Raw genomic sequence first — 24,887 nt, forward strand, 5'->3', positions numbered from 1 at the left:
CCTTATCATGTAGAGCAAAGCCCGATCGTTGAAAAGCCGCCTCTTGCTTTTTGAGCCGGTCCTTGCCAGATCATGGGTTCCAAAACACAATTCTTCACGCGCGCGAGGTGCTCATGTCCAACCCCAAAAACTGGGTCATCGCCCTGCTCCTTCTGGTCATCGCGGGCCAGACATGGCTGCTCAAAGACCGCTTCTCAAGCGATGAACCGCAAGCCCTGACCGTAAGCGGGGTCAGTCTCGACAGCGCCATGCGCACCACCCTGGCCGTAGAGTTCGACCAGCCCGTCCCGGACTCCGTACGCGCGCAGGCGGCCCCGGCCGCCATCGAGCCCGCAGCCGCAGGGCAATGGGTCTGGACCAATCCCTACACCTTGAAATTTCTGGCCCAGACGCCCCTGCCGCTTGACATGCAGTACTCCCTGACCCTCAGCCCCGTGGTCTTTCCGGACAAGCTGCTGCGCGCCGAGCGCAGCAGGCTGATCCGCACCGGCAGCTTTGCCGTGCAGGAATTGACCGTGAACGAACTGGCCTCCGACGCCGGACCGGACATGGTCGAACTGGAGGGACGCGTCGTCTTCAATGCGCCCGTGGACCCGGAAAAGCTGCTGGCTGCCATGCGCCTGAGCGAAGCAGGCGGCGCATCGGTCGAACTTTCGCTCCTGACCCAGTGGCGCACGACCAGCTTCGGCTTCCGCAGCGCGCCCGTGCGCAAGGATACGGCCGGTCGCATCCTGACCCTGCGGCTGGCTCCGGAGCTGACCGTGGCCGAAAAGAGCCTGGCCCTTGGGCAGGAATTCAAGCGGGACATCGAGCTTCGCCTGGACCCGGTGCTGCGCATCGTTGCCGTCAGCCCCCAGGCCGACAAGGACCTTTCGCGCATCAACCTTGATTTTTCCGCGCCCGTCAGCGCCGCCGCCATCCGCGAACTGCTGCGCATCGAGCCCGAAGCCCGGATTTCGGTCTCGGCCCACGGCAAGACCGCCTCCCTGACCGGCAAACTCGCCCCCGGAGCCACCTACACAGTCCGCATCGCCAAGGGTCTTCTGGCCGAAGACAAAGCCGTGCTTGAAGCGCCTTTCGAGCAGACCCTGCGCATGCCGGACCTCCCGCCAAGCGTGGACTTCTCATCCGAGGGCATGTTCCTGCCGCGCCAGGGACAGGGCTTGCTTGGAGTCGAATACGTCAACGCCGACGCGGTCGAGCTGACCGTGAGCCGGGTCTTCCCCAACAACTTGAGCGTCCTCTTCCAGGATTACGGCTACTCCATCTTCGACAGCACCGCCGCCCGAGACTCGGTGCCGTATCATCTGGGCAGCGAAATCCACCGCGAGACCTTCAGCGTGACCTCCCCGCCGAACACGGTGCAGGAGCGAACCCTGTCCATGTCCAAGCTTATCCCCGACCAGCGCCCTGGCCTGTACAAGCTCGGTCTGAGCCTGCCTGCGGACTATCGCGGCGCAACGCGCTGGGTCCTGCGCACGGACATTGGCCTCGTGGCCAAACAGGACGCGGCGGGCTTTCTGGTCTGGGCCAATTCCCTGGGGGATCTGCGCGCTCTGGAAGGCGTGGAACTGACGCTCCTGAGCTTCAAGAACCAGGTACTGGGCACCACCCGCACCAACTCGGACGGCCTGGCCCGCATCCCCTCCGCCGGGAACGAGGGGGAACTGGGCTCGCCGGCCATGATCCTGGCCCGCCACGGAGAGGATTTCAGCTTCATCTTTCTGGACCGTTTCCGCATCGACACCACGGGGCTCGATGTCAGCGGCACCTCGATCAGCCAGACCGGCCTGCAGGCCTATCTTTACGGCAAACGCGACATCTACCGCCCCGGCGAAACCCTGGACGGCGCGATTCTGGTGCGCGACGGCCGTATCGGCACGCCCCCCGACCTGCCCGTGACCGTCGAACAACGCGACCCCGAAGGCCGCCTGCTGCGCACCATGAACCTGGTCCTGGACCGGGGCATGGCCGGTTTCAGCCTGGACATCCCGGATTGGTCCCTGACCGGGCACTATCTGCTGCAAGCCATGAGCGGCGGCCAGGTCATCGGCTCCTACTCCTATCAGGTCGAAGAATTCATCCCCGACCGCCTGAGCGTGGAGATCGCATCCACCGAAACCGGGGGCGAACCGGGCCGGAAGCTGACCTTTGACGTGATTTCACGCTACCTCTTCGGCCCGCCGGCCTCGAATCTGGCCGTCTCGGTCAAGGCGCGGCTGCTGGCCGCCGATTTCGCGCCCAAGGGCTTTGAGGCCTACAGCTTCGGCGATCCGGGCAAAAACTTCGAGCCCCTGCCGCTTTTGACCACGGATGGCCGCCTCGACGCCGACGGCCGGGCCGCCTTCGGGGTGGAAATCCCCAAGGATCTGACCCCGCCGCTGGCGCTCTGGGCCGAGTTCACCGGCCGTGTGCGCGAACAGGGCGGGCGCGGCGTGACCGCCAGAAAACGCATCCCGGTGCATGCCTACTCCTTGTATCCCGGCATCAAACGGCCCGGATCCATGGAGCTTGAGCCGCGCAAACGGGCCGTGTTCGAGTTCGTGACGCTAAGCCCCGAGGGCAAAAAAATCGCGCACCCGGAGCTCGTCGCGACCCTGTTTCAGGATCAGTGGCAGACGGTCATGCGCCGGACGCAGTCCGGGTTCAACTACGAATCGGTGCGAAATCCGGTGGAAATCTCGACCCAGCGCGTGAGCGCAGGCGACGGAGCAGGCTCCTTCTCCGTCACGCCGCCGGATTACGGCTCGTACCGGGTCCGTCTCGGCGACCCCAAGAGCGGGGCGGCCTCGGAGCTGGAATTCTACTGCGGCGGCTGGGGCTACTCGCCCTGGGCGGTCAAGAACCCGGCCCGCCTGGAACTGATCCCGGACAAGGCGGGCTATCAGGCAGGCGAAACGGCTTCCATCCAGATCCGCTCGCCTTTTGCGGGCAAGGCGCTGGTCACGGTTGAAGGATCACGCGTGGAGCACCTTGAAGTCGTCGAATTAATCGAAAACACGGGCCATATCCGCATTCCGGTGCGTGAAGAATGGCAACCCAATGTGCATCTCACGGCCACCCTGATCCGCCGGGCCACGGACATCGCCCCCGGCAGCGCAGGGCGCGCCTTCGGAGCCACGCCCATTTTCGTGGACAGCCTCATAAACCGCATGGGCCTGCAGGTTGACGCCCCGGACGAGGTCCGCCCGCAGACGGACCTTGAAATCCGGGTCCAGGCCCAGCCTCGCGCACGAGTGACCGTGGCCGTGGTCGACGAGGGCATCATGCAGCTGGCCGGGGGCAAAAATCCGGATCCCTTTGCCCATTTCTACGCCCCGCGCGCCCTGGATGTGATCAGCTACGACAATTTCGCCTTCATGTTCCCGCACGTCGGCGCGGCCAGACCTCTGGCCGGAGGCGGCGACGACCTGGGCGGGGCCTCGTCCTTCATGCGCACCGAAGGCATCCGCCGCGTAAGGCCCGTGACCTTCTGGTCCGGCGTGCTCGACGCCGACCAAAGCGGGACGGTGAGCCACCGCGTACGCCTGCCCGACTTCCAGGGCGCGCTGCGCATTGTCGCCGTCGGCAACCAGGGCAAAAGCTTTGGCGCGGGTACGGCCATGACCCGCGTGCGCACGCCCCTGGTCCTGACTCCGACCCTGCCTCGCTTCCTGGCGCTGGGCGACGAGATCGAGATCCCCCTGACCCTGCGGAACGACACGCCCTCCGCCGGGTCGTTCCGCATCAGCGCCAGCGTCAGCGGCCCGGCAACGCTTGGAACCATGCCCGCCCCCCTGACCCTGGAACCGGGGCGGGAAGACACCGTCTACCTGCCCCTGCGCTGCGGCATGGAGGAAGGCAAGGTCACGCTGTCCTTCACCGCCACAGGAGGCGGCGAGACCGCCACGGCCGGGGAAGAGCTTGATCAGCGATCCCCCTTGCCCGTGACCCGGATGATGGAAAGCACGGTCCTTGACGCGGCTTCGGGCCAGATCGGCGCGGCGCTGCCGGACACCTTCCTGCCGGGATCGGTCGAACGCACGGTGCGGCTTTCCACCCGCCCGCTGCTGCGCTACTCCGGGCACCTGGAGAACCTGCTCGGCTACCCGTACGGCTGCGCCGAGCAGACCGTGTCCAAGGCCTTCCCGCTCCTGCACTTCGGAGCCCTGGCCCGGGAACTGGCGCCGGGACGCTTCAATACCACCGGCCCGGCCGGACTGGTGCAAGCGGCCATCCGCCGCCTGCAGACCATGCAGACCGGACAGGGCGGCTATGCCTTCTGGCCTGGAGACACCGAGCCCGACCCGTGGGTTTCGGCCTATGTCTGCCACTTCCTGCTGGAGGCCCAGTTGGCCGGACACACCATACCCGAACGCATGCTCGACAGCGCATTCTATTATCTTGAATCACTGGCCAATCCTGAAGCCGGAAGTTCGGCGCAAAAGATCGAACAGGCCGCCTATGCGCTCTATGTCCTGGCGCTGGGCAAGAGGTCCAACCTGGGCAGCCAGGACTACCTGCGCACGACCTTCGAAAAATCCCTGAGCGGCGTGGCGCGGACCCTGCTGGCCGGGGCCTATCTGGAGACGAGCAACCAGTCCGCGGGCTTCACGCTGTTGCACGCGGCCCCGGCCATCGACGACAAACGTCGGGAAAGCGGCGGCAACCTGGGTTCGGGCCTGCGCGACAGGGCGCTCATCGCGCTCATTCTGCTCAAAAGCGTACCAGACGATCCGAGGCTGCCGGAACTCATCACCCGCCTTGGGTCGGAGCTTGGCCATGGCGGATGGCATTCGACCCAGGAGACAAGCCTGGCCTTCATGGCTCTGGGAAAATATCTGGCCGCCCTGGATGACAGCCGACCCTTCGCGGGCACGCTGACCTGGCCTGACGGGGCGCAGGTTTTCGAGGAGACAAAGCTCTTCATGCGCGAGAATATCCAGACCACGGGCGCGTTGACCCTGGAAAAAACGCCTGCGGACCGGGCCGTCTTCGCCACCGTGCTGACCTCGGCCACGCCCAAGGCTGATTCCCATACCCCGAGCAGTCAGGGGCTTGAAGTCGAGCAGACGTTGCTGCGCGAAAACGGGCTGCCCCTGGAGGGGGACAGCGTCGGCCAGGGGGCTCTGGTCATCATGCGCACCAGGGCGCGCAGCACCTCCGGGCCTATCGACAACGTGGTCGTGCAAAGTTTGCTACCTGCGGGTCTGGAAGTGGAAAACCCGCGTCTGGCGACCACGGAGCGGCTCGACTGGATGGAGGAAGGGGCGACGCTTGAAGGCCATCAGGACCTGCGTGACGACCGCATCCTTGTCTTCACCACCCTTGATGGGAACGGCTGGAAGACGCGTTTCAGCGTGCTGAGAGCCGTGACTCCGGGGCGATTCACGTTCCCACCGGTGCAGGCCGAGGCCATGTACCATCCCGGCCTGCGCGCCGGCGGGGCGCTTGGGGCCGTCACCGTCACGAGAGAAACGCCGGTCCCATGAACAGACTCCGCAGGATCGCGGCGACGCCATCGCGCAAGGCCGCCGCGATCCTTTTTTTGACCCTAGGGCTTGCGGCCTGCCTGGGCCTGCTGCTGGACCGCCTCTTCCCCTTTCCCGTGGAACGCCTTGAGGCTCCGGCCGCCACCCGCGTCCTGGACCGGGACGGCAAACCCTTGCGCTTTTTCCTGGCTGCCGACGGGATGTGGCGATTCCCGTTGACTCTGAAGGAAATTTCCCCGGACCTGACCGCCGCCCTGATCGATTCCGAAGACCGGCATTTCCTCCTTCATCCGGGCATCAACCCGCTGTCCGTATTACGTGCGCTGTGGGTCAACGTCCGGCATGGACGGGTCATAAGCGGAGCCTCGACCATCCCCATGCAGGTCGCCCGCCTGGCCGACCCGCGCCCGCGCACCCTTGGGGCCAAGGCCGTGGAAGCGCTGCGCGCCCTGCAGCTGTGCTGGCATTATCCCAAGGAAAAAATTCTGCTGTGGTACGTCAATCTGGCTCCGTTCGGCTCCAACATGGTCGGAGTCGGAGCCGCCGCCTGGTATTATTTCGGCAAGGCCCCGGACACCCTCTCCCTCGGGGAGATCGCCCTGCTCTCTGTCCTGCCGCGCTCGCCGACCCGCTACAACCCGCTCAGCAACCCAGAGCGTGCACGCGAAGTCCGCGACCGGGTCCTGGAGCGCTTTGCCGCGCATGGCGTCTTCGACCCGGCCCGTATCACCGAAAGCACGACCCGCCCGCTTCTGGCCCGCCGCGCTAGCGTGCCGCAGGGCGCGCCACACTTCAGCCGCTGGGTGCGTTCGCGGCTGCCCGAAGCGCCCGTAATCAGAAGCAGCCTGGACAGACGCGCCCAGAATATCGTCGAAGAGCTGCTCTCCGGCCGCATGGACAACTTGCGCCGTCAGGCCATCGGCAACGCGGCGGCGGTGGTGCTCGACATCAAAAGCCGCGCGATTCTGGCTTATGCCGGATCGGCGGATTTCTGGGATGATTCCCGGCAGGGGCAGGTCGACAACGCCCTGTCCAGGCGCTCTCCCGGATCGACGTTAAAACCCTTCCTCTACGCCCTGGCCTTTGACCAGGGGCATCTCGTGCCCGACTCCATGCTCCTTGACGTGCCCACGGATTTCGCGGGCTACGTCCCGGAAAACTACGGCCAGAATTTTCAGGGCCTCGTCAGCGCGCGCACGGCCCTGGCCACCTCCCTCAATGTTCCGGCCGCGCGCCTGCTGACCCGCTGCGGGCTTGTGCCCTTCCACGAACTGCTGCGCCGGGGCGGCCTTTCCACCCTGGACAGACCGGCCAGCCACTACGGGCTGTCCATGGCCCTGGGCGGCTGCGAGGTGCGGCTGCTGGAGCTGACCAACCTTTACGCCACCCTGGCCGACACAGGGGTGCACAGAGCCGTCCGCCCCCTGGCCGGAGGTAAAGACGAATACAGCAAGGGCGTGCAGCTTTTCTCCCCCGAAGCCTCGGCCATGATTCTTGGCATCCTGGCCACGACCAGAAGGCCCGACCTGCCCGACGCCTGGGAGTTCACCCTGTCCGCCCCCAAGGTGGCCTGGAAGACCGGGACGTCCTTCGGACACCGCGACGCCTGGGCCGTGGGCATAAGCCGCGACCTGGCCATCGGGGTCTGGGTCGGCAACCCCGACGGCTCGCAGTGCACGAACATCTCCGGAGCGCGCCACGCCGGTCCCCTGCTTTTTGATCTTTTCCGAGCGCTCTCTCCCCGCACAACGCAGCTGCCCTCGTTTCCCACGCCCGCGCTGCAACGGATCCAGCTCTGCGCCGTCAGCGGGGAGCGCCCCGGCCCCAGCTGCCCGGTCACCACGAGCACGGCCATCGCCGGGGTGACGAGCCTCCCGGTCTGCGGCATGCACAGACAGATCTTCGTAAATCCCGCCACGGGCCTGCGCCTGCACGGAGACTGTCTGCTCGCAAAGGAATCCACAGAAGAGGCCGCGCTGGTCTGGCCGGCCGAACTGGTGGCCTTTCGCCGTGCCCAGGGATCGGGCCTGCCGGGCCTGCCCGGCATCGACCCGGAGTGCCTTGACGTGCCGGAGGAAGGCGGCCCGGTCATCCAGTCCCCTTCAGCCACAACGCCCTACCATGTCCGCCCTGACGCGCCCTCGGAGTTTCAGCGCCTGTCCCTGTCCGCGGCCGGGGCGGCGGGCGCTTCGATACATTACTGGTACGTGGATGGCCGTCATGTGGGCCGGACCGCGCCCGAAACACCCTGCTTCATCCCTTTGGAGCGCGGGATGCACGAGGTCATCGTCACCGATGACCAGGGGCGCAGCGCCCGCACGACCTTCACGGTGCACGCCTGGACCGACGACGCCCTTGGCAGCCGGGTTCAGCCCTGATAGGCAACCTCATTCCGGAGGGCTCATGGCCATCAAGCTGCATCTCGTCTTTCAGGACCGCGTCGGCATCGTCGCCGACCTGTCCCGCCGCATCGCCGACCGCATGTTCAATATCGTGGCCATGGAAGTGGATCGCGTAGACGACCTGGCCCACGTCTATGTGGAAGCCGAAGACCGCAGAAGCGAGGGAACGCCCTCGGACCTGCCGCAAGCCCTAAGCGACATTCCCGGCCTGCTCACCTCCCGGGCCATAGACACCCTGCCGCAAGAAGAGCAGGCCCGGCGTCTGCGCGTGGTTCTGGACAACATCGCCGACGGGGTCGTGGCCGTGGACGCTGCCGGGCTGGTCACGACCATCAACGCCTCCGCCTGCCAGATCCTGAACCTGGATCAGGACAGCGTGACCGGCACGGACGTGCGCGAACTGGGCCTTGGCGACACGGCCATTCTGGACAGCCTGGCCGGACTGGAAAGCCCCGACGTGAAGCGCACCCTGGTCACGCCTTCGGGACGCTTCCAGTATTTCGCCACCTGCCGCCCCATCCGCGACGCCGAAGGACATATCATCGGGGCGGTGGAAATCGTAAGGGACATGCAGGAAATCCGCATGCTGGCGCGGAGCCTCTCCGAACCCGCCCAGATCAGCTTTTCGGACATCGTCGGCCAGAACCAGAACATCAACAACCTCATCGGCTACGCCCAGCTCATCGCGGCCACGGATTCCATCGTCTGCATCCGGGGCGCTTCCGGCACGGGCAAGGAACTCTTCGCCCGGGCCATGCACACGGCAAGTGGACGATCCGGGCCCTTCGTGCCCATCAACTGCGCGGCCCTGCCCGAACAGCTGCTGGAGAGCGAGCTCTTCGGCTACGTCGGCGGAGCCTTCACCGGCGGTCTGAGGGACGGCAAGCCCGGCCTGTTCGAGGTCGCGGGGGAAGGCACTGTCTTTCTTGACGAGATCGGCGACATGCCGCAGCCCTCCCAGGCCAAGATATTGCGGGTCATGCAGGATCACTGCGTGCGGCGCATCGGGGGCTCGCGGGAGATACCCATCCGGGCGCGAATCATCACCGCCACCAACGGAAATCTGGAGAAAATGGTCGAGGAGGGAACCTTCCGGCAAGACCTGTACTACCGCATCAACGTGCTGCCCATCCATATCCCGCCATTGCAGGAGCGCCTGGACGACATCGGCCTTTTGGCGGAGCATTTCCTTTTTACCCTGGCCTCGCGCATGGGGCGGCCGGTCAAGAGCATCACCCCGGAGGGCCTTGCCAAACTGCGCACCCACAGCTGGCCGGGCAACGTGCGCGAGCTCAAGAACGTGGTCGACCGCGCCGCCATCCTCTGCCCGGCGGAAAGCATCGACGAGCGTTTCCTGATCCTGGCCCACGAACTCGGCGACCGCATTCCGGGCCAGACCCGGCAGACCCAGGCTATCGAACCGGGAAAACCCCTTAGAGAGCAGCTCGACCGCCTGGAAAAGGACATCCTTGAAAACGTCCTGACCCGGGCCAAAAGCGTGCGCCAGGCCGCCCGGACCTTAAGCCTGTCCCACACCGCCATCCTGAACAAAATCAAGAAACACGGCCTGCGCGTGTCCAGAACCGTGCGCGTCGACTAGAAGAGACTCCTCACCAAAGTCACTGAAATATGCCGACAACGCCTCAAGGCCCGTTGGCGGCATAAGTTTGAGGCCGAAGAGGAAATTCCAGCGGGTTCCAAACCGAAGGATCATCTCTTCATCCCGGCATCGCGGCATATTGAACGACCACGGCTGCTATAAATCCCAATAGACGTATCTGGCGGAGAACAGCGCTCTTGGAGCCAATATTATCCGCTGGCATTCTGACCAAGACTTGCTTACGAAACCCAAAAGATAAAGATATTGCGTAACCACTCGGAAGACCCCCAACGCGAGCTCGGGCACACCCCGATCTCAACACGGCCAGGACAAACCACAATGCCAACGTGCTGGATAATCGCAGGACCAAACGGGGCAGGCAAAACAACCTTCGCCCTTGAATACTTGCCTACGGTTGCAGGCTGCACCACATTCATCAACGCCGACCTCATCGCTGCCGGTCTTTCGCCTTTGGCGCCTGAACGGGAAAGGATGGCAGCCAGCCGGATCTTCCTGAAGGAGCTCAAGGAACGCATCAGAATCCGAGAAAACTTTGCCTTTGAAACAACCTTGGCAGGAAGAACGTACCTGCGCTTAATCAGGGAACTCCGCCATGACGGATGGACCATCAAACTGATATTTTTGGGGCTGCCCAATGTTGAAATGTCAAAAATGAGAGTTGCCGAAAGAGTTGCTCACGGCGGTCACAACATCCCGGAAAAAGAAATCGAAAGGCGTTTTCCACGAAGCCTCTTAAATCTTTTTCAAAATTTCTGCTCAATTGTGGACAACTGCCTTTGTTTCATGAACGATAGAGGCACCCCCCTGCCCATTTTCGAGCAGCAGAGCGGACGCAGGATCATTCACCACTAGGACTTGTATAATTTGATGCTCAAGGAAGCAGGACTATCATGAAAGTAACCCAGGAAGCCCCCTCCAAAGAAAGCATGATCGTGCTGGAATCACTCCGAAAGGCTGTTGCACAGGCATTGGACAGGAAGAAACGCCTCGGACAGTATGCGGTCGTCTGGCAGGATGGACAGCCGACCATCATTGGCGATGACAAGCCGGAAACCAGCAGACAGAAGGACTGAACCTTTCCACAAATCCTTGTCGATTCAAGGCACGTCTAAGTCCTTGTTTTTCCTGGTTGAGACGGCCGAAATCAAACCAGCGCCCCTCGGTTCAATTCATGAAAACAACAGACCGCATACCGCCCCTGGCTCGAATCTGACGCTATAAACCTTGCCGAGAGTTACGCTCAAGCCCCCTCCCGCACACAAAGTCCACCTTTACGGTGATAAACCGCAATCAGCCTTCCCTCTTTTCCTTCAATCTTCTCGGTGATAGAAAAAATAATTATGGAATCCAGCAGCAAATCCAGACCGTCCCACCGATCCATCCTCATCATCGAGGACGAGGAATTCATCCGCCTGACCGTCGCCGACCATCTCAAGGATAATGGGCACAGCGCGGACGAGGCTGCAAGCGGAGCGGAGGGGCTGCGTCTGCTCGACGTTGACCGCCACGAAACAGTGCTGCTTGATTTGCGACTCGGCGACATGGACGGGCATTCCATCCTGGCCGGAATTCGGGAGAAATCCGCCGAAATCCCGGTCATCATCGTTTCTGGAGCCGGCGACATGCACGACGTCATCAAGGCCTTGCGCGCCGGAGCGTCGGATTTTCTGACCAAGCCGATCCTCGATTTCGCCCTGCTTGACCTGGCCCTGGAAAAGGCCTGGGAACGCCTCGACCTGCTTCAGGAACGCCGTGAATATGCCCATGAGCTGGAAAGACGGGTCCTTGAACGAACCGCCGAACTGGCCGAGACCAATAGCAAGCTGCAGGAAAGCGAAGCTCTTTTTCGTCAGCTCGTGGAAAATATAAACGAAATATTTTGGCTCCAGCAGCTTGATCCCCCGCGAATGCTGTATTTCAGCAAGGCCTGCGAAGGTATTCTCGGCGTGTCCAGGGATGTCGTAATGGATGACATCAGGAATCTGGTCAAACATATCCACCCCGATGACTATGCTCGCGCCCGGGACTTCTTCCAGCTCAAAACTCTTGAAAACCCTGTCGATGAATACTTCAAGTTCATAAGGCCCGACGGAGAGATTCGCTGGCTTCGCTCCAAGATATTCCCTATCGCGAGTGCCCACGGAATTTCCCCCCGCGTCGCGGGCATAACCGAAGACATAACCGAACGCATCGCTGCGGCCGAAAGGGACAAGGACAACCAGCGCAAGCTCATCCAGGCCGACAAGCTGATCTCGCTTGGTACCCTGGCGGCAGGGGTGGCTCACGAAATCAACAACCCCAATCACCTGTTGCGACTGAATGCCCAGGCCGTGGAACAAATCTGGAGCCAGCTCCGGGAACAGTTTGACGTGTCCCTTCCTGAAGCCTCCGCCATATCCATTGGCGGCATGACCATGGAACAGCTCGACACGGAAATCCCGCGCCTGCTGCGTGGCATGATCGGCGCTTCGGACCGCATCCGCGACATTGTCCAGCACATGAAGGATTTCGCCCGCACGGATACCCAGGACACCGACCAGCCGGTCAACGTGGAAGATGTCCTGCGTGCCGCCGTCTCCCTGCTGCACAACAAGCTCAAAAACGCGACCGACCGCCTTGAGATCAGCATCGAGAGCGGCGTTCCGCCAGTGAAGGGAAGCCACCAACGCCTGGAGCAGGTTTTCATCAACCTGCTGATGAACGCCGCCGAAGCCCTCCAGGACAAAAATGCAGGAATCCATGTTTGCCTGCGCAGACAGAGTCCGCATCAACTGGAGCTGACAATCCGCGACGAAGGGACAGGAATTACCGCGCAGGTGCTGGAACACATCTTCGACCCTTTCTTTACTACCAAACGCGACTGCGGCGGCCTCGGACTCGGACTTTCCATCAGCAAGACCATCATCGACGCCCACGGCGGGGAACTTAGCTTCGAGCCTGCGCAAAACGGAGGCACATTGGCTCGGGTGACGCTTCCGATAATGGAGACGAGGTCATGAATCTTTACCCCGCAAACCCCGTTCTGTTGGTGGATGATGAAGAGGAAATCCTGTCCAGCCTGAGGGTTACGCTGGCCCTGGCCGGGATCACGAACGCCGTCCTCTGCGCCAGTGGCGCTGCGGCGGTGGACATCGCCCAAAAACGGGAAGTCGAGGCCGTGTTGCTGGACATACTCATGCCCGGACGCAAGGGTGACGATATTCTCGAAGAGCTCCTGCATGCCCAGCCCGACCTGCCTGTCATCATGGTCACCGGCGTCGACGACGTGGACCTGGCCGTTTCCTGCATGCGTAAAGGGGCCTATGACTACATCCGCAAGCCCGCCGATTCGGAGCGCATCGTCTCGGCCCTGACCAGAGCCTTCGAACTGCGTACCATGCGAAGGGAACGCCGCAATCTTTCCGCCGGATTCCTGGTACCGCCTCCGCACAAATCCGAAGCCTTCAATGAACTCATCACCTACAGCCCGGCCATGCTGCGCATCTTTCAGTACTGCGAGGCCATCGCCGCAAGCCCGGAGCCGGTGCTCATCATGGGGGAAACGGGGGTCGGCAAGGAGCTTCTGGCCAAGGCCATCCACGGGGCAAGCGCTCGCAAGGGAGAGTTCGTGGCCGTCAATGTGGCCGGACTTGACGAACAGGCCTTTTCCGACACTCTTTTCGGTCATGTCCGGGGCGCCTTCACCGGCGCGGACCGAGCACGCGGCGGGTTCATGGAACGGGCATCCGGGGGCACGCTCTTTCTCGATGAGATCGGGGACCTGCCCCTGCAAGCCCAGATCAAACTGTTGCGAGTCCTGCAGGAAAGGGAATTCTACCCCATGGGCTCAGACCGGCCCAAGCCCCTGACCGCCAGAATTATTTCAGCGACCAATCGGGCAGTTGATGAATTGAAAGACGCTCAGCGCTTTCGCGCCGACTTTTACTTCCGCATCGCCACCCATTCCCTGACCATCCCCCCTTTGCGGCAACGGCCCGAAGACATTACCCCTCTGGCGGATCACTTTCTGGCACAAGCCGCCCGAACGTACGGGCGAGCCATCGAACACCCTTCCCAGGCGCTCGAACTCCTGCTCGGATACGCATTTCCGGGCAATATCCGGGAATTGCGGGGGCTAATCCTCGACATGGCAGGAAGATCCCAAAACGATCAACACTGCCTCGACGCCCTAAAGGAGCAACTGTCCCAAGCCCAGCCCGTCCTGCAAAGCTCCATGCCGGATCACTTGTTTTCAACCTTTCTGCGGCTGCCCACCCTGCAGGAAGGCTCCGAAGCCCTTGTCGCTGAAGCGCTGAAGCGCACCGAGGGCAATCAACGGCGCGCGGCCCAACTGCTGGGCATCACGCCGCAGGCCCTGAATTCACGCCTCAAACGCCGTTCGTCCTCATCCGCATAAAGATACATTGATCCCATTCCAAAATCTTGAGTTTCCTTTCCGCCCCTGGCCCACGCGGCCGTCTACTCCCTCGCCATGAGAAAAGATAAAGATACGTTGATTCCAAATGCTGTCCCCCACCCTGCTCCCTTCATACAACATACTGTTTTAATTCTTTTTTAGACTCTAAAACCGTGTGGCACGTCTCTTGGTTATCGCATTCCAGGAGGTGCCCCCATGGACACATCAAATCAAATAACAACGCCCACGGTCCTGCTCATCGACGATGAGCGAATGAACCGTCTGATCGTTGGCGACTACCTCCGCGACAGCGGATACGCCGTTCTCGAAGCGGAATCGTCATCCGAGGGGCTGCGCATTTTCGATAATGCCCGGCCCGATATCGTCATCACCGACCTGCGCATGCCGGGAGGCGACGGGAACCAGGTCGTCACGCGGTTACAGAATGTCGCGCCCGACACACCGGTCATCATCATATCCGGAACAGCAAGCCTGGAAGAGGCGCTGTGCACGCTGCGCGAAGGAGCCAGCGATTTCATCACCAAACCGGTGCGGGAAATGGACCGCATCAAGCACGCCATCGAGGCGGCCATGAAAAAAGCGCATCTGAATCGGGAAAACCGCCTCGTCAAAACCGCCCTGGAAGACGCAATTCAACAACATACGCATGACTTGCGGGATCTCAACGCGAAACTCAAGAATGCCCTTGAATCCACGGTCAACGCCCTGGGCGTCATCGTGGCCCAGAAGGACCCCTACACCGCCGGACACAACGATCGCGTGGCACGTATCGCCATGGCTCTGGGACATGCCATGGCCCTGCCCCAGAATCGCATCGAAACCCTGCGAGTAGCCGGGAACCTTCACGATATCGGCAAGATCAGCGTCCCGGAAGAAATTCTGAACAAGCCCGGCAGACTCACACCGGAAGAGTACGAACAGGTCAAGATCCATCCGGAAACAGGATTCGACATACTCAAAGACATCCCGTTCCATGGGCCGGTAGCTGAAATCGTACTCCAGCATCACGAGCGCTACGATGGCACGGGCTATCCGCGTGGACTCAAAGGGAACGAAACCCTGCTTGAAACCCGTATCCTCTCCGTGGCCGACATCTACGAAGCGCTCACCTCGGACCGCCCCTATCGACGAGGCCTTCCACACGAGCAGGTCGTGGCCCATATCGTCCGCGAAGCCGGGAAGCAGCTCTGTCCCCTCTGCGTATGCGCTTTCGTCGCCGCCAACAAATCCGGAGTCCTCTCCGCCATCGCTAATAGCGAACGCGCCGGACAATTCCCTGAGCGCCCATGAACGCCAGGGGATTCATGAAAACCTTATCACGCACATCCAGTTACGGAGCACAATCATGACTCTGCGCATCAAACTGTTTTCTATCGCCATCACAGCTATCATCGGTTTTTTGTGTGTTTTCTTCGTCAACGAATACGGGACCCAAAGAAAGGACAAAGCGGCCCTGCTGCTTGAAGAAGCCACACATGTGCAAATTGGGATGCTGGAGGCACGCCGATCGGAAAAGGATTTCCTGGCCCGGAAAGATATGAAATACGAGGCAATTGTCCGCGAAACGGTGGCAAGAACCCTGGAGGAACTTGGCCATTTAAGCGAGGAACCGTCCCTGCGCGACAAGGCTGCCGTCATCAAGGGATTGATGAATGAATACCTGACCCATTTCTCATCGGTCGTCCAAAACGAACAGTTACTGGGCCTGAATGAAAATGAAGGTCTGACCGGCGAATTGCGGTCAAGCATACACAAAGTCGAAAAACTGATTGCCGATCGGAATAGCGATGCCTTGAGCGTAAGGATGCTGATGCTACGCCGCCTGGAAAAGGATTTCATGCTGCGCGGCGACATTAAGTACGTAGAGTCATTTCAAAAAGAAATGCTGCGCATGCGCAGGACGGCAGAAGATGCATTGGCTGATGATCCCCAAGCCATGCAGAGCATTAATGATCTTCTGGCAGCCTATGACCAATCGTTCACGGCCTATGTCAAAGAAGCGGCGGTCATAAAGGAAACGCAGGAACAGTTCCGTAAGATTATCAGAAAGACAGAACCCCTTATCGAGGAGCTTGCCTCAACGACGCACCAACTCATTACGGATGAAAAAAAATCCATCCGCCAGCTCACCATTATCGGAGTGCTGATCTTTTCGACCCTGACACTGGGAGTCATCGCCCTGGTGATGCGATCCATCACGGCCCCCTTGAACCATCTGGCCGCCCAGAGCCTTAAAGTCGCCCAAGGGGACTACACGGTCATCATCTCCTACAAGGTCAAGGATCCCATCGGGCATCTGGCGGACTCCATGAACATCATGATCGAACGGACCAAGGCCATGCTCGCCGAAATATCCGCCGCTACCCAGACTTTGGCCGCTTCCTCTTCCGAACTCTCCGCCATCTCCGGGCAAATGACTGCGGGCGCCGGCCAGACCGCAGCCATGGCCTCCACCGTCAACACCTCCTCCGAAGAGGTCAGCGAAAGCATGAACTCGGTTTCCGCAGCCATGGAGCAGGCCACCAACAACATAGGCACGGTGGCTGCGGCCGCCGAGGAAATGTCCGCCACCATCCAGGAAATTGCCCAGAACTCCGAACGCGCCAGAGCCACAACATCCAGCGCCGTCGACAAGGCCCGAGAAACCTCTGGCAAAGTCAATGAACTGGGCCTTGCGGCCAAGGAAATTTCCACCGTCACCGCAACCATCGCGGCCATTTCATCCCAGACCAACCTGCTGGCCTTAAACGCCACCATCGAGGCGGCCAGGGCCGGAGAAGCCGGACGAGGATTCGCGGTGGTCGCCAACGAGATCAAGGAACTCGCTCAGCAGACAGCCCGCGCCACAGAGGACATCCGCGAAAAAATCACGGACGTTCAAGACGTAACCACCCGAACCGTGCTTGAGATCACGGACATAACAGGACTCATCCACGAAATGAACGACATCATCGGCACCATCGCCACTGCCGTTGAGGAGCAGTCCGTAACCACCCGCGACATCGCCGAAAATGTGGGCCAGGCCTCCATGGGCATCACGGAAATCAACGAAAGCATCGCTTCCAGCTCGGCCATGACCAAGTCCATCAGCTCCGACATCTCACAAGTTCGCATGGCTTCCGACGAGATGAGCGTCAGCAGCCGCACCGTGCAAGAAAGCTCCACGGAGTTATCGCAGCTCGCAGAGCGTCTGGCGGATTTGGTTTCACAGTTCAAAATATAATCAGTCACAGCAACAACAAGAAGACAGCACGATTTAAGGAGTATCCTCATGCAATGGTTCATCAACATGCGCATCATGAACAAGCTTTTGCTTTCATTCAGCATCATTCTGTCCATCATGGCAGGCCTGGGCTGGTTCGCGAGCACCCAGATGTCCCTCGTCAATGACAAATCGACTGAAATCAGCGCTACCTGGCTCCCTAGCGTCCAGGCTTGCGGAGAGCTTAATTCATTAATCCTTGAGGTTCGCAACACGGAATATGGACATGCCATTTCCGAGAGCGAAGAAGATATGGCTCAATACGAAAAGCGTATCGAGCAATACCAGGTTGAAATACAAAATGTCAGGATCGCGTATGAAAAACTTCCCAGCTTGGAAGAAGAGAGTCGCCTATACCAAGAATACAAGAATCATTGGGATCTCTATATAAAGGAAAACGCAGCAATAATAGCCCTTTCCCGAGCCAACAAGACTCAAGAAGCAGTCGAAAAGATGCGCGGAACATCGCGCACCGAATACTACGCAGCCAAGGAAGCCTTGGATAAAATCATTCAAATCCAAAAAAACGCATCCGATGCCGCCAGCGCCGAGGCCGACACGATATACGCCCACGCCCGCACATCCATCATCGTCGCCAATATCATCGCCATCCTAATAGGCCTCCTGGTGGCGTATCTCGTAGCCAGGGTCATCACTCGCCAATTGGGCACCGAACCCGGCGTCATCGCGTCTGTCGCGGAGCGGATATCAAGTGGAGACCTGACTATCTCCTTCAATGACACCACTCGCCATATCGGCGTCTATGCCGACATCAAACGGATGTGCGAACGCCTTCGCGAAATCGTGGCCGAGGTTCAGGGCGCATCTGAAAACGTAGCCTCGGGTTCCGAGGAAATGAGCGCCTCGGCCGAGCAGCTCTCCCAGGGTTCCACAGAGCAGGCCGCATCCGTGGAGGAAGTGTCCTCCAGCATGGAGCAGATGGCCTCCAATATTCGGCAAAACGCCGACAATGCCGCGCAGACGGAAAAGATCGCCCTCAAGGCCGCCCAGGACGCCGACAAGAGCGGCAAGACAGTGGTCCAGGCCGTGGACGCCATGAAGAAGATCGCCGAAAAAATCTCCATCGTCGAAGAGATCGCCCGGCAGACCAACCTCTTGGCCCTCAATGCCGCCATCGAGGCGGCCCGTGCCGGGGAACACGGCAAGGGCTTCGCCGTTGTCGCGGCCGAAGTCAGGAAGCTGGCCGAGCGCAGCGGCACGGCCGCGGCCGAGATCAGCGAGCTGTCTTCCTCCACCGTCAGCGTAGCCGATCAGGCCGGGCAGATGCTGGTCAAACTGGTCCCGGATATCCAGCGCACGGCCGAACTGGTGCAGGAGATCTCCGCCGCATCGAACGAACAGAATGCGGGCGCGGAACAGATCAACAAGGCCTTGCAGCAGCTTGACCAGGTCATTCAGCAGAACGCTTCGGCCTCCGAAGAAATGGCCTCCACCTCCGAAGAACTGTCCAGCCAGGCCGAACAGCTGCAGAGCACCATCGCTTTCTTCCGTCTCGGCACCGATACTGGCAAGACCGTCCGTCAAGTAGCTCGCCAGACCAGGCCGCAGCCTGCCCGCAAAGCCCCCAAGGCCCTGGTTTCCAGAGCTCCCGCCGGCGGGCTGGCCCTGGACATGGGACGCGACGATGAAGACGACGAATTCGAACGCTTCTAACCAGAGGACGGGATGACCAATGAATGACAACGCTATTCTGCAATATCTGACCTTCGCCCTGGGCGATGAGGTTTTCGCCCTGGAGACCGGTTTCGTGCGCGAAGTCATCGAACTCGTGCCCGTGACCCGCATCCCCAAGACTCCGCCATTCCTGCGCGGCGTCATCAACCTGCGCGGCCACGCCGTGCCCGTGGTCGACCTGCGCATAAAGTTTGGCATGCCTTCGGCCCAGGACACGGTGAGCACCTGCATCATCATCGTGGATGTGGAGATCGAAGGCGAGCAGTGCCACATGGGTGCCATCGTCGATTCCGTGCTCGAAGTCTTCGAGATGACAAACGACCAGATCACACCGCCGCCGCGCATGGGCACGTCCATCCGCGCCGACTTCATTCGGGGCATGGGCAAGCAGAACGAGGAATTCATCATGATCCTCGACATCGGCAAGGTCTTCTCCACCGAAGAGCTGTCCTTGCTGGAAGCCGCCCAATCCGGCGAAGCGGAAAATTGATATGGGCGCCCTTGCGGCGCCCCAGCCCGCGATATTGCGACCCTTCGCAAAGGCTTTCATCCAAACGGACTGCGGCACCGATGGATGAAAGCCCGCGCAAGCCAGGAGACATTCCATGTTTTCATGTACCATCAAAGGCGCTCCGGAGCATCCGGTCGCCAAACTCTCCGGCAGTCTGACCCTGGAACACTCCAGAAAGATTCACACCGAACTGCTGGCTCTCCTCTCCCAGGCCGAGGTCATGACCATTGATCTGGGCGAGTCGGACAAATCGGACCTGTCCTTTATCCAGATGCTGCTCGCCCTGCTCAAGGATCCGGATAAAAAGATCCGTTTCGCGAACCTACCCGCACACCTGCTCGACAACGCTGCACGCCTCGGCGCGGACGCGTTCATGGCTGAACTCTCGAATCGAACGGGGAAAAGCGCATGAGCACGATCATCATGACTGTCGACGACTCGGCAAGCATTCGCCAGATGGTCAGTCTGACCCTGAAGGACGCCGGCTATGCCGTCATCGAAGCCTGCGACGGCAGGGACGCGCTGTCCAAGCTGTCCGGACCCGTGAGCCTGATCCTGACCGATCTGAACATGCCGGGCATGAACGGCATCGAACTGATCCGCGCCGTGCGCGCCACGCCCCAGTACAAGTTCACGCCCATCGTCATGCTGACCACGGAATCGCAGGCCTCCTCCAAAGAGGAAGGAAAGGCGGCCGGGGCCACCGGCTGGATCGTCAAACCTTTCAAGCCCGATCAGCTTTTGGCAGTGGCCAAGAAACTGTTGCGATAACCCCCAGAACCGGAGCCGAAAATGTTCAGAGAAGAAATGCACCGCCAGGCGTTCAAGGAAGAAGCCTTGGAGCTGTTGGGCGAACTGGAAATCTCGCTATTGGAGCTAGAGGCGGCCCCGGCCAACGACGAGGTCATCAACCGAGTATTCCGCGCCATGCACACCATCAAGGGGTCCGGCGCCATGTTCGGTTTCGAGGACATCGCCTCCTTCACCCACGAGGTGGAAACGATCTTCGATCTGGCCCGCACTGGCCGGATTGCCGTGACCAGAGAACTCCTGAGCCTGACGCTTTTGGCCAGGGACCACATCCTGGCCATGGTCGAAGGAACCGACTCGGACACGCGGGCTGAAGAGGTCATCAAGGGGCTTAAGGCGCTCAACCCAAAATCCGTGTTTCCCGAGGCCACGCCCGTACGCGAACCGCTCACGTGCGCTCTGAACCCGGACCTGTGCACCTGGCGCATCCGCTTCGCTCCGCCCAAGAACGTGTTCATGAGCGGGACCAATCCGGCCTCTTTGCTGGAAGAGCTGTGCGAGATGGGCGAGCATCACGTCATCATGCACGTCAAAGATATCCCGGGCCTGCCCCGGCTCAATCCCGAGGAATGCCTAGTGTGGTGGGACGTCATCCTGACCACGGCCAGGGGCGAGGACGAGATCCGCGACGTTTTCATTTTCGTGGAGGAGGACAGCGCTCTGACCATCCAGATGGTCGGCAGCTGCCAGAACATCGACGACGAGTCCTACAAGCTCATCGGCCAGATCCTGGTCGAGAAGAACGACATCACCAAGGACGCCCTCGAACGCATCCTGATCGAACGCAAGCCCATCGGGCAGCTTTTGTCCGAAGCGGGCCTGGTCAGCGCCAGCCAGGTCGAGGCGGCCCTGGCCGAACAGCAGGAGGTCAAGCGCCTCAAACAATCGGCCGGCGCCGAGCCGCAGACGTCGAGTATCCGCGTTCCGGCCCAGAAGCTCGACTACCTGGTCGATCTGGTCGGGGAACTGGTCACGGCCCAGGCCCGGCTGACCCAGTTCGCCAGCGAACAAAACGACGCGCGCCTGCAGGGCATCTCCGAGGAAATCGAGCGCCTTTCGGACGAACTGCGCGACAACACCCTGGGCATCCGCATGCTGCCCATCGGCACCACCTTCACCCGCTTCAAGCGGCTGGTGCGCGACCTGTCCCAGGAACTGGGCAAGCGCATCACGCTCGAAACCCACGGCGAGGACACGGAGCTGGACAAGACCGTCATCGAGCGCCTGAACGACCCCCTGGTCCACCTGCTCCGGAACAGCATCGACCACGGCATCGAAAGCCCCGAGGAGCGCCAGGCCAAAGGCAAGAAGCCCGAGGGACGGATCGAGCTTTCGGCCGAGCATTCCGGAGGCGAGGTGCTCATCCGCATCATCGACGACGGCGCGGGCATAGACCCCGACCGCATCCGGGCCAAGGCCGTGGAAAAAGGCATCATCGCACCGGACGCGCTGATTTCCGATAAAGACGCGCTCATGCTCATCTTCGCGCCGGGATTCTCCACGGCCGAAAAGGTCACCAGCGTGTCGGGGCGGGGCGTTGGCATGGATGTGGTCAAGCGCAACATCGATGCCCTGCGCGGCCGCGTGTCCCTTGAGAGCGTCCCCGGACAGGGTACCACCATTTCCGTGCGCATCCCCCTGACCCTGGCCATCATCGACGGTTTGCAGGTCCAGGTCGAGGACAGCTATTTCATCATGCCCCTGTCCGCCGTGGAGGAATGCGTGGAACTGATCCGCAAGGATAGCGCCCGCGCCGATCTCATCAACCTGCGCGGCCAGATGGTGCCCTATGTCAGCCTGCGCGCCGGATTCGAAATTCCGGGACAAGCGCCGGAGATCGAGCAGATCGTGGTCTGCAACTCCCAGGGGCGGCGCGTCGGCATTGTCGTGGACCGGGTCATCGGCGAGCACCAGACCGTCATCAAGAGCCTGGGCAAGGTCTACCAGGATGTGCGCGGCATTTCCGGCGCGACCATCAAGGGCGACGGCAGCATGGCGCTCATCCTCGACATAACCGCCCTTGTGTCCTGAAGCTGCGCCAAGGAGTCGCTTGAAAAGTTTCCGCTCACGCGCCCGGGTTCAACGGCAGCGAAACGATGAACTTGCTTCCCCGCCCCTCGCACGTCGTCGCGGTGAGATGCCCGTGATGATTGTTGGTGATGATGAAGTAGGACACCGAAAGCCCGAGCCCCGTCCCTTCCCCGACCTTCTTGGTGGTGAAGAACGGTTCGAATATGCGGGAGAGGTCCTTTCTGGGAATGCCCGGCCCGTTGTCCTCCACCTCGATCACCGCCCAATCCCGCATCTTTCTTGTGCGCAGGGTCAGCGTCGGGTTCTCCGTTCCGGCCCGGACCATGGCCTGGGCGGCATTGCGCACAAGGTTCAAGAGCACCTGTTCGATTTCCGTGCCGACGCAGGGCACCAGCGGCAAATCGGGATCATACTCCCGGACAATATTCAATCTTCTGAAATCATAATGCTTCTTTAAATCAAAATCCTTGCCCGCCAACTCAAGGGCCTTGGACGCGATAGCATTCACGTCATTGGAGGAAAACGTCCGTTCGCTGCGCCGACTGAAGGACAACATGCTTGCCACGATAGCTGCAGCGCGCTCGCCCGCGTCGCGAATTCCCTGGAGATAGCGAAAAATGTTGCGTTCTTCGAGAAACATGGACAGCCGATGCAAGTCCAACTCGTACCGTTTGGCCGCCTCGATGTTGGGCCCCAAGTACGGATCGAGCCTGCGCACGATATTCTGCACGCCCTGCACGATGATGCCCAGGGGATTATTAATCTCGTGCGCCATCCCCGCCGCTAATCCACCCAGAGACTGCATCTTCTCCGTCTGGATCATGAACTGCTGCATGCGCTTCATCTCCCGCAGATCGCGAAGCACGGCAAAAACGAGTGACCTGCCATTGATGCCTATGACTTGGCATGAAAGCAGGCAGAGAATCTCTTCCCCGTCTTTCCTGTAGGCTGCGAACTCAAAGTCCCTGATTATTTGGTGTTCATTCATCAACGCATACAGACGATCTCTCAAGGCAGGAGACTGATAGAGCCCGAGTTCAAGAGACGTCTTGCCCAGAACCTCCTCACGGGAAAATCCGAAAAGAGCGACAAAGGCATCGTTGACGTCCTGAATGCGCTGCGTATCCATCTCAAAAAGCACGATGGCGTCCGGCGAGAGCCGAAATATGCTCGCGAACTTTTCCTCGGACTGCCGCAACATGTCCTCGGCGGCCTTGCGGATGGTGATGTCCTCAATGGTACCGTCGAGATAGGCGGGACGGCCGGATTCGTCGAATTGCAAGGACGCGTTGATGACGGCGTAAAAAGGAGCCCCATCCTTGCGCTTGAACTCGATGTCCCGGCGGACTCCTTGCGGCGAAACGAGCAACGATTCAATAAGCTCCTGGCGGGTGGAGGGATACGGGTAGAGATCCGTCTCCAGATTCCCCACCGAGGCAAGAAGATCGTTCCTGTCCCGGTATCCCAGCATATGGGCGAGGGTGGGGTTGGCTTCCAGAAAGCGCCCCGTGAAGCTGGTACGGAAAATCCCTATGGGTGCGTTATTGAAAATATCCCGGTACTTCTCCTCGCTTTGCAGCAAAGCCCTTTCCGTACGCTTTGCCTCGGACACATCCTGTATGATTCCGAGCACCCGCCGCGGCGCATCCTGCGTTCTGGCAAACATTCGCCCATATTCAAAAACATCGGCGTACGTTCCATCCTTGCGCCGCAGACGGTACTCGATGACATACCTTTTCTGTTGCGACAACGCCTCTTCGAAAAGAGCTATTGCTCTGTCTGCATCCTCTGGATGAAGCAACTCCGTCCAAACACTGAGGTTACCCTTCATCGCCTCCGGGTCATACCCCAGCACATCCAGCATGCTCCCACTCCAGGTGAGAACGTCATTTTCCACATCATATTCATAAAAGGTCAGCCTGGCGGCCGCCGTGGTCAGATCGAATTTTTCCCGCCAGCGTTTGATGTCCTTTTCCGCCTCTTTGAGCGAGGTGACGTCCACGGCAGTGGATAAAATGCTGGCCTGCCCCCCGGCGGAAACCATGGCTGAAGAGAACAGCAGGTGCCTCACATTTCCGTCAGGTCTGACCATCTGCGTTTCCATGTTGCTGAAACGGCCGTCCCGTTCAAGCATGTCCCTGAAGCGTTGTCTTTCGTCCTCAACTCCCGCAGCGAGTTCCGCCGCCGAAAGACTGAGCACCTCTTCACGCGAGAGCCCCCAACGGGACAAAAATGCTTTGTTGACATCCGCATACGTACCATCGAGTCGATTGAAGGCGATGGAATATGGTGAATTATCGAAAATGGCTTGAAACTTCTCCTCGAATTCACGTTTCTCGCGTGACAGAACCTCAATTTTCTCATGGGCGGACAGCAGTTCACGAGTTCGCGTGTCCAACGCATTCCTGGTTGACCGCAAACGGGTGCGGACAATCAAAAGCGCGGTCGCGCAAAATAGCGTAAGCACGGCAAGGAAAACAGGAAGAACGGCGTCAAAAAGCAGGGCAGGCGGGGAAACCGCGTTCATCGCGTTCACAGGCGAATCCTCCAATCTCAAAACATAATTGAAGGATCAGACGAAAACCGTGCCGGCACGAACAACACGATTCGTGTCGGTCCGCCGGTAAAGAGAATTTCATGTTTTGAGATGGTTACACATACACGATG

General features: G+C 60.5%; 15 protein-coding genes. 14 read left to right on the plus strand and 1 reads right to left on the minus strand.

Annotation, left to right across the window (positions count from 1 at the left end; translation table 11 throughout):
* Positions 1–113 precede the first annotated feature (113 nt).
* The 14 genes from DBAC_RS13195 (at position 114) to DBAC_RS13260 (ending at position 22,220) form a co-directional block, all read left to right on the plus strand.
* Positions 114–5,471 (plus strand): alpha-2-macroglobulin family protein, encoded by a 5,358-nt coding sequence (locus tag DBAC_RS13195; protein ID WP_015774804.1) that lies wholly within the window; start codon positions 114–116, stop codon positions 5,469–5,471.
* Positions 5,468–7,849, plus strand: a complete 2,382-nt coding sequence (gene pbpC / locus DBAC_RS13200) for a penicillin-binding protein 1C (RefSeq protein WP_015774805.1) — start codon at positions 5,468–5,470, stop codon at positions 7,847–7,849. Before DBAC_RS13195 ends, pbpC begins: the two co-directional genes overlap by 4 nt.
* Positions 7,850–7,874: 25 nt before the next feature.
* Positions 7,875–9,473: a sigma-54 interaction domain-containing protein gene (locus tag DBAC_RS13205; protein ID WP_015774806.1), complete on the plus strand. Its 1,599-nt coding sequence runs from the start codon at positions 7,875–7,877 to the stop codon at positions 9,471–9,473.
* Positions 9,474–9,812: 339 nt separating this feature from the next.
* Positions 9,813–10,346, plus strand: a complete 534-nt coding sequence (locus tag DBAC_RS13210) for an ATPase (RefSeq protein ID WP_015774807.1) — start codon at positions 9,813–9,815, stop codon at positions 10,344–10,346.
* 38 nt (positions 10,347–10,384) lie between these two features.
* Entirely contained in the window at positions 10,385–10,567 is a 183-nt protein-coding gene (locus tag DBAC_RS13215) for a hypothetical protein (protein ID WP_015774808.1), read from the plus strand.
* A gap of 267 nt (positions 10,568–10,834) precedes the next feature.
* The gene (locus DBAC_RS18050) at positions 10,835–12,493 is read left to right on the plus strand and encodes an ATP-binding protein (protein WP_015774809.1); all 1,659 of its coding nucleotides are present in this window, start codon (positions 10,835–10,837) and stop codon (positions 12,491–12,493) included.
* Positions 12,490–13,890, plus strand: a complete 1,401-nt coding sequence (locus DBAC_RS13225; RefSeq protein WP_015774810.1) for a sigma-54-dependent transcriptional regulator — start codon at positions 12,490–12,492, stop codon at positions 13,888–13,890. Before DBAC_RS18050 ends, DBAC_RS13225 begins: the two co-directional genes overlap by 4 nt.
* A 216-nt stretch (positions 13,891–14,106) precedes the next feature.
* Positions 14,107–15,201, plus strand: coding sequence for an HD domain-containing phosphohydrolase (locus DBAC_RS13230; protein WP_015774811.1), 1,095 nt, complete (start codon positions 14,107–14,109; stop codon positions 15,199–15,201).
* A gap of 55 nt (positions 15,202–15,256) precedes the next feature.
* Positions 15,257–17,134: a methyl-accepting chemotaxis protein gene (locus DBAC_RS18055; protein WP_015774812.1), complete on the plus strand. Its 1,878-nt coding sequence runs from the start codon at positions 15,257–15,259 to the stop codon at positions 17,132–17,134.
* Positions 17,135–17,182: 48 nt separating this feature from the next.
* Positions 17,183–18,847, plus strand: a complete 1,665-nt coding sequence (locus DBAC_RS13240; protein ID WP_015774813.1) for a methyl-accepting chemotaxis protein — start codon at positions 17,183–17,185, stop codon at positions 18,845–18,847.
* Positions 18,848–18,866: 19 nt separating this feature from the next.
* Entirely contained in the window at positions 18,867–19,358 is a 492-nt protein-coding gene (locus DBAC_RS13245) for a chemotaxis protein CheW (RefSeq protein ID WP_015774814.1), read from the plus strand.
* A 115-nt stretch (positions 19,359–19,473) separates the two neighbouring features.
* A complete protein-coding gene (locus DBAC_RS13250) occupies positions 19,474–19,791 on the plus strand; it encodes an STAS domain-containing protein (protein WP_015774815.1) in 318 nt (105 codons plus the stop codon).
* On the plus strand, positions 19,788–20,150 hold the full coding sequence (locus DBAC_RS13255; protein WP_015774816.1) for a response regulator: 363 nt from the start codon (positions 19,788–19,790) through the stop codon (positions 20,148–20,150). Before DBAC_RS13250 ends, DBAC_RS13255 begins: the two co-directional genes overlap by 4 nt.
* A gap of 21 nt (positions 20,151–20,171) precedes the next feature.
* A complete protein-coding gene (locus DBAC_RS13260) occupies positions 20,172–22,220 on the plus strand; it encodes a chemotaxis protein CheA (RefSeq protein ID WP_015774817.1) in 2,049 nt (682 codons plus the stop codon).
* A gap of 34 nt (positions 22,221–22,254) precedes the next feature.
* Here the strand turns inward: DBAC_RS13260 and DBAC_RS18060 are convergent, their stop codons facing one another.
* Positions 22,255–24,618, minus strand: a complete 2,364-nt coding sequence (locus DBAC_RS18060) for a PAS domain-containing sensor histidine kinase (protein WP_167320943.1) — start codon at positions 24,616–24,618, stop codon at positions 22,255–22,257.
* Positions 24,619–24,887: the final 269 nt, after the last annotated feature.

The organism is Desulfomicrobium baculatum DSM 4028 (genome assembly GCF_000023225.1).
Taxonomy (GTDB): domain Bacteria; phylum Desulfobacterota; class Desulfovibrionia; order Desulfovibrionales; family Desulfomicrobiaceae; genus Desulfomicrobium; species Desulfomicrobium baculatum.